This window comes from Muribaculum sp. (assembly GCF_029051885.1).
Lineage (GTDB): Bacteria > Bacteroidota > Bacteroidia > Bacteroidales > Muribaculaceae > Muribaculum.
In genome coordinates this window covers 1-4632 of sequence record NZ_JAIDKI010000007.1, presented here as the reverse complement: position 1 = coordinate 4632, position 4632 = coordinate 1, and the positions used below count along the sequence as shown (strand labels likewise).

The window sequence follows — 4632 nt, the reverse complement described above, 5'->3', positions numbered from 1 at the left end:
GGTCAATCGCCGAGCATCTTTCCGCCTGCTCTTCGGTCGTTATGGAACCCCATAACTCCCTCATCACAAGCGAAAATGTGCTCGACGATTGACCGCCCTGACGGTAACATTTATTATTAAACAAGCTCTTATTTTACATGATATATTTTGCTGATTATTTTCCAGTCGTTGCCGTCTTTTACCAGCGTGAACATGTCGGCAAAACTGGTTTCTCCGAATTTCGAGTCGATGCTTACAATAGCCACATCGGTTGCTACGTTGCATGATGTGATTTCGTATGATGCAGGCTGAGGTCCGGTCTGGTCGTAATAGTCGAACAGCGTCTTGATGGGTACGGATACGAGTTTGCCGTCATCGGCATACGACATGGTTGCTGTCGGGGCAAAAGCCGGCTCGGCAATCTTGCTGTTGCCTTTCACGGATGCCTCGCAATAGAGATCAAGAGCCTTGCGGATGCCGGCGATTTCTGCTGCTGTAGCGTTGGAGCACTTGGTGCTGTCACACACATTCTCACTTTTATTTTCTATCTTGGACATAATTTCATCACAGTTTTTATTTCCTCCGCAAGATGCCATCATAAGCATCATGATGAAGGAGGAAGTAAATAAGATACTTTTCATTACTATTATTGGGGGCGTGCAGTCCTTTAACAGGCGGTTATTTCTTCTATACATTATATACATGGTGTGGATTCCCATACCCCTGTCGTATATCTGAATATTGTGCTCATTGGCGACTAATATTTTTCTTGAATGAAATGGGTGCGCTCGCGAGGCTCATATTCGGGATGCGGTTTTCCTTTAAGGGCCTTTAGCATCCATGCCATATTCTCGCCGAGTGAACGCATGGTCTGGAGCCCCTCCTTGTCCTTACGCACATCGTCGGGAGTAAAGCCATGAACCGAGTTCCAGTATTGCGAGGATACTACCGGCATATTGCAGATGGTGAAATACTGGTTGAGTTGCTCGAATGTCGCCGAAGCACCACCACGGCGACAAGATACTACTGAGGCTCCGAGTTTCCCTGCCATCTCGTTCTCTTTGCAGTAGAACAGACGTTGGCAAAAAGAAGTTATCTGTCCCGTGGGCTGGCTGTAATATACGGGAGAACCGAGTATTATGGCGTCAAATTCCGAGAGCCTCTGCTGAATATCCTTTACAGCGTCGTCACGGAAACAATGCCCCGTCACGAAACATTTTTCACAGGCAATACATCCGGCGATTGGTTTGTTGCCGAGATAAAAAATCTCAGTTTCTATCTCATGTCTGTGAAGCGTTTCCGCCACTTCATTCAGTGCGGTGGCGGTGCATCCGTCAGGATGCGGACTTCCGTTTATCAATAGAGCTTTCACTATTCGGTGGCTATTTCTTGATGGTGTCGGAATTCTGATTATATGCTTTGGCAACGCATTTCCATTCGCCGTCTAGTTTGAGCAGAAGCAGGAAATCAGTGAAGTCGATGCGGTCTCCCCAGCCTTCCTCAAGAACGCGGACAACGGCAACCGTCTCCTCAACGTCAAGCACATCCACGCGTGCTTTGAAATTATCGCCTGCGCCTACGGTGTCCACGTTGTGGTAAAACTGGTTGATTGAGCCGTGTTCAAGCACTCCGTCGAGGATGCCAAACAGAACGGCGTCGCTTGTAAACAGTTCCTTTGCGTATGTGCTGTCGCCTTCGGCTACGCTCTTCACAAATTTCATAGCGGCTTCTTCAACCGCAGCGTATTCTTTAAGTTTGTCTCTCATATCGTTCTGAGTTTTAATCTATTAATCTGATGCAAAGTTATTATGGTAATCTAATGAAAACAAGTACCGAAAAATTTTTCGGGTATGGAAAAATTTTTCGGTATTCTGATTTTCAGCAATATTCGATAACTTTGTGCTTAAAATTAATTATATGGCATACGAAAAGAAGATACCTGTTGACCTTGATTGTCCCTTGCGTCTGACAATGAGTCTTATAGAATCCAAATGGAAATCGTGCATACTTGACGAATTGCGTTCCGGTGAGGCCATGCGTCCAAGCGAGATTCATAAATGTCTGCCCGAAGCTGCGCCACGTGTTCTTGACATCCAGCTTAAGGAGATGGTTGGGGACGGTCTGGTGGTGAAGACTATTTTTCCGGAATTGCCGCCTCGCTCCGAGTATAAGATAACAGAATTGGGCAAATCTCTACTGCCTATTATAGACCAGATGCTAACGTGGGGAAAAGAACATTTCGAGATTTTCGAGAAGAAATATAAACGGTAACTATTCAGCCAAAGTAAAGACATGATGATTTGGCTCGCCTGTATTAGACGAGGGCAAGGATCGCGTCAAGCGGTGATTGTCCGCTTTTTCAGGCCGTATCGGCATGGAATGTAGAGCGTGGAAGGCATCAGCGCCGGAGTCTGAACGGAAGCATCCTGATATTTTCTGTTTGACTTTGAGAAGCGATGAAAAGAATATATAAATATCATGTGGTAACATACAGCTATGACAGCGGCGAGGATGCCAAGCAGGACACAAACACGCTGAAAGAGGCTGTAAAACTCGCCAAAGAGTGGCTAAAAGATGAATACTATCACAAAGTGCGGGTATTCGGTATAAACGGCATAACACGTGAATTTATCAGCATCGGCAACGGTCAGACCATCCGAACTATATAACCACCCATCCCGGCGAGGGAGAACCACAGCGGAGCGACACCGCCGCCGGGAACTAATATAAACTTAAATACATACAGATATGGCAATCTACAAAGTACGCATCAAGACCGAAGGCAACACCACTACCTACACGACAAACGCCACAACGCTGGCAACTGTCACCTATCGCCCCGCATTAGATAAATGGGATGTGTCAGCACCAAGCATCGGCATATTGGCAGACACCAAAGAAGAAGCAGACAAGATGGCAAGAGAAAGCATAACGTCGTTTCTTGCCTCAGTGGGTCTAACTCCGGATTTTATTAACGAATAAACAACGCGCAATAAAAGGCGTAGTGGTATCTATTGGTAGGGCCGATGGATAGCCCCTACTGGTAGCACCCGATGAATTTCAAAACATTTCAGTAATTTAGCAAATAAAAAGATTATGGCAATCGGAATATATTTGCGTGTGTCAACTCTGGAGCAAGGATTTGACCAGCAGATGCAGGATATAAAGGCATATTTCAACGCCAACCGTATAAACTTGGATGACGTGGCCGACATTGTAGAGGAACATGTCAGCGGCGGCAAATCATACGAAGACCGTAAATTCCAGCAGCTTCTAAACAGAAGCAGGCCGGGAGATTATATCTATGCGGCCAGTACCGACCGCCTCGGACGTAATTTTATTGACATGATGCGTCTGATGGAAGATGCGAAGAACCGTGGCGTTATCATTGTAGCTTGCAAACAAAATCTGTCACTTGCTGATGACAACTCAATGGCTAAAATTGTACTTGTGGTGACCGCTATCATGGATGAAGACGAACGCAAGCGCATAAAGCACCGCACCGCCAATAAAAAGGCATGGCAGCGTGAGCAGATAGCAAAGCACGGTTATTTCATCATTGAGAACGGCCCGAACGCCGGGCAGCGGTGTGATTATGTCGGTAGTCCCAAAAAGGACGATATGTCAGAAGCTCGTCAGAAAGCGCTGGCAAAAACACAAGAGGCGGCAGCAATCGCCAATCAAGAGGCTAAAATCAGATGGGCGGAGCAATCCAGAGGCTATAACTGGGTGCGCACGCAGCTGGCAAAAGGGAAATCCCGCGCCCTTATTCTGGAAGAAATGCACGCACTCGACCCGGAGAACTACAGCACGCGCGAGGGGAAACCACTGTCAAAGGTCGTACTTTCCAAGTGGTGCCGTGAGATGAATCCGCTGGCAGTATAACCGTATTGGCAGCTTCAAACGAATTTCAGTCATATGATACGAATAAAGACACTCGAACAGATCAGCGAACAGTATGACCGCATCACGGGCTACCTCATTGCACAGAGCCGTTATAAATCGGTCTGCAAAGTCGATGAAATATTCAACGCCACATTTGACCGAATATTAACAGCCATAGGCATCACGGAAATTGATGATGACGCAATCGAAATTACATTCAACGAACCAGTATTGGTCAGCGAGTATCAGCGCTTGCCATAAAGTACCCAGTCGAGCACACGGCGGTTGGCCTCGTCGACCAATTTCGCATTACGGTTTATATAGATACTTGTGATAGTATGGGATGATGCGTGCCCAAGCGCTTGCCCGATAATATCCTCAGAGATTCCACAATCATTATAAGCTATCGTAGCCCATGTGTGGCGACACCAATATGAACTAAGATTCGGGAATGCGGGAGTGCGGGAGTGCGGACTTTTTTGCCACCTCGACCGACACGCTCAACAGTCCCCATGTTTTTTAATGCTTTATTTAGTTGATGCACGAAATTGCGGTGGTCGCTCCAGCGGTCGGCAATGCAGAGCAAGTTGCTGCTGCCTCGATATTTATTGATTATAGCTAAAGCCTCTGTCTCCACTTTAATGGAATATTTACGATGTGTCTTGGCCGTGTCTTATTCAAATCGGTTATCCTTTGTTATGCATGTCAGCTTTGCGAGGTCTACAGCGTTTATCCCTATAAAGAAAAATGACAACAAGAACATGTCTT

General features: G+C 46.4%; 8 protein-coding genes. 5 read left to right on the top strand and 3 right to left on the bottom strand.

Annotated elements, in window-relative coordinates; genetic code table 11:
* Positions 1-128: 128 nt before the first annotated feature.
* The 3 genes from K2I50_RS00390 to K2I50_RS00380 form a co-directional block, all read right to left on the bottom strand.
* A complete protein-coding gene (locus K2I50_RS00390) occupies positions 129-536 on the bottom strand; it encodes a nuclear transport factor 2 family protein (protein WP_301024276.1) in 408 nt (135 codons plus the stop codon).
* 200 nt (positions 537-736) lie between these two features.
* Positions 737-1351, bottom strand: a complete 615-nt coding sequence (locus K2I50_RS00385) for a flavodoxin family protein (RefSeq protein WP_301024275.1) — start codon at positions 1349-1351, stop codon at positions 737-739.
* Positions 1352-1361: 10 nt separating this feature from the next.
* On the bottom strand, positions 1362-1745 hold the full coding sequence (locus K2I50_RS00380) for a nuclear transport factor 2 family protein (RefSeq protein ID WP_301024274.1): 384 nt from the start codon (positions 1743-1745) through the stop codon (positions 1362-1364).
* Between the two features lie 151 nt (positions 1746-1896).
* Here K2I50_RS00380 and K2I50_RS00375 point away from each other — a divergent pair, with 151 nt between their 5' ends.
* From K2I50_RS00375 to K2I50_RS00355, 5 genes are all read left to right on the top strand, one after another.
* Positions 1897-2250, top strand: coding sequence for a winged helix-turn-helix transcriptional regulator (locus tag K2I50_RS00375; RefSeq protein WP_301024273.1), 354 nt, complete (start codon positions 1897-1899; stop codon positions 2248-2250).
* Between the two features lie 185 nt (positions 2251-2435).
* Entirely contained in the window at positions 2436-2648 is a 213-nt protein-coding gene (locus K2I50_RS00370) for a hypothetical protein (protein WP_301024272.1), read from the top strand.
* 79 nt (positions 2649-2727) lie between these two features.
* The gene (locus tag K2I50_RS00365; RefSeq protein ID WP_301024271.1) at positions 2728-2961 is read left to right on the top strand and encodes a hypothetical protein; all 234 of its coding nucleotides are present in this window, start codon (positions 2728-2730) and stop codon (positions 2959-2961) included.
* Between the two features lie 114 nt (positions 2962-3075).
* Complete coding sequence (locus tag K2I50_RS00360; RefSeq protein WP_301024270.1) at positions 3076-3864, top strand: recombinase family protein; 789 nt, start codon at positions 3076-3078, stop codon at positions 3862-3864.
* Between the two features lie 33 nt (positions 3865-3897).
* Entirely contained in the window at positions 3898-4125 is a 228-nt protein-coding gene (locus K2I50_RS00355) for a hypothetical protein (protein WP_301024269.1), read from the top strand.
* Positions 4126-4632: the final 507 nt, after the last annotated feature.

Bases quoted from the DNA above. Each gene is read 5' to 3' on its own strand.
- K2I50_RS00390 (WP_301024276.1), bottom strand. From the start codon at position 536: ATGTCCAAGATAGAAAATAAAAGTGAGAATGTGTGTGACAGCACCAAG.
- K2I50_RS00380 (WP_301024274.1), bottom strand. From the start codon at position 1,745: ATGAGAGACAAACTTAAAGAATACGCTGCGGTTGAAGAAGCCGCTATG.
- K2I50_RS00375 (WP_301024273.1), top strand. From the start codon at position 1,897: ATGGCATACGAAAAGAAGATACCTGTTGACCTTGATTGTCCCTTGCGT.
- K2I50_RS00370 (WP_301024272.1), top strand. From the start codon at position 2,436: ATGAAAAGAATATATAAATATCATGTGGTAACATACAGCTATGACAGC.
- K2I50_RS00365 (WP_301024271.1), top strand. From the start codon at position 2,728: ATGGCAATCTACAAAGTACGCATCAAGACCGAAGGCAACACCACTACC.
- K2I50_RS00360 (WP_301024270.1), top strand. From the start codon at position 3,076: ATGGCAATCGGAATATATTTGCGTGTGTCAACTCTGGAGCAAGGATTT.
- K2I50_RS00355 (WP_301024269.1), top strand. From the start codon at position 3,898: ATGATACGAATAAAGACACTCGAACAGATCAGCGAACAGTATGACCGC.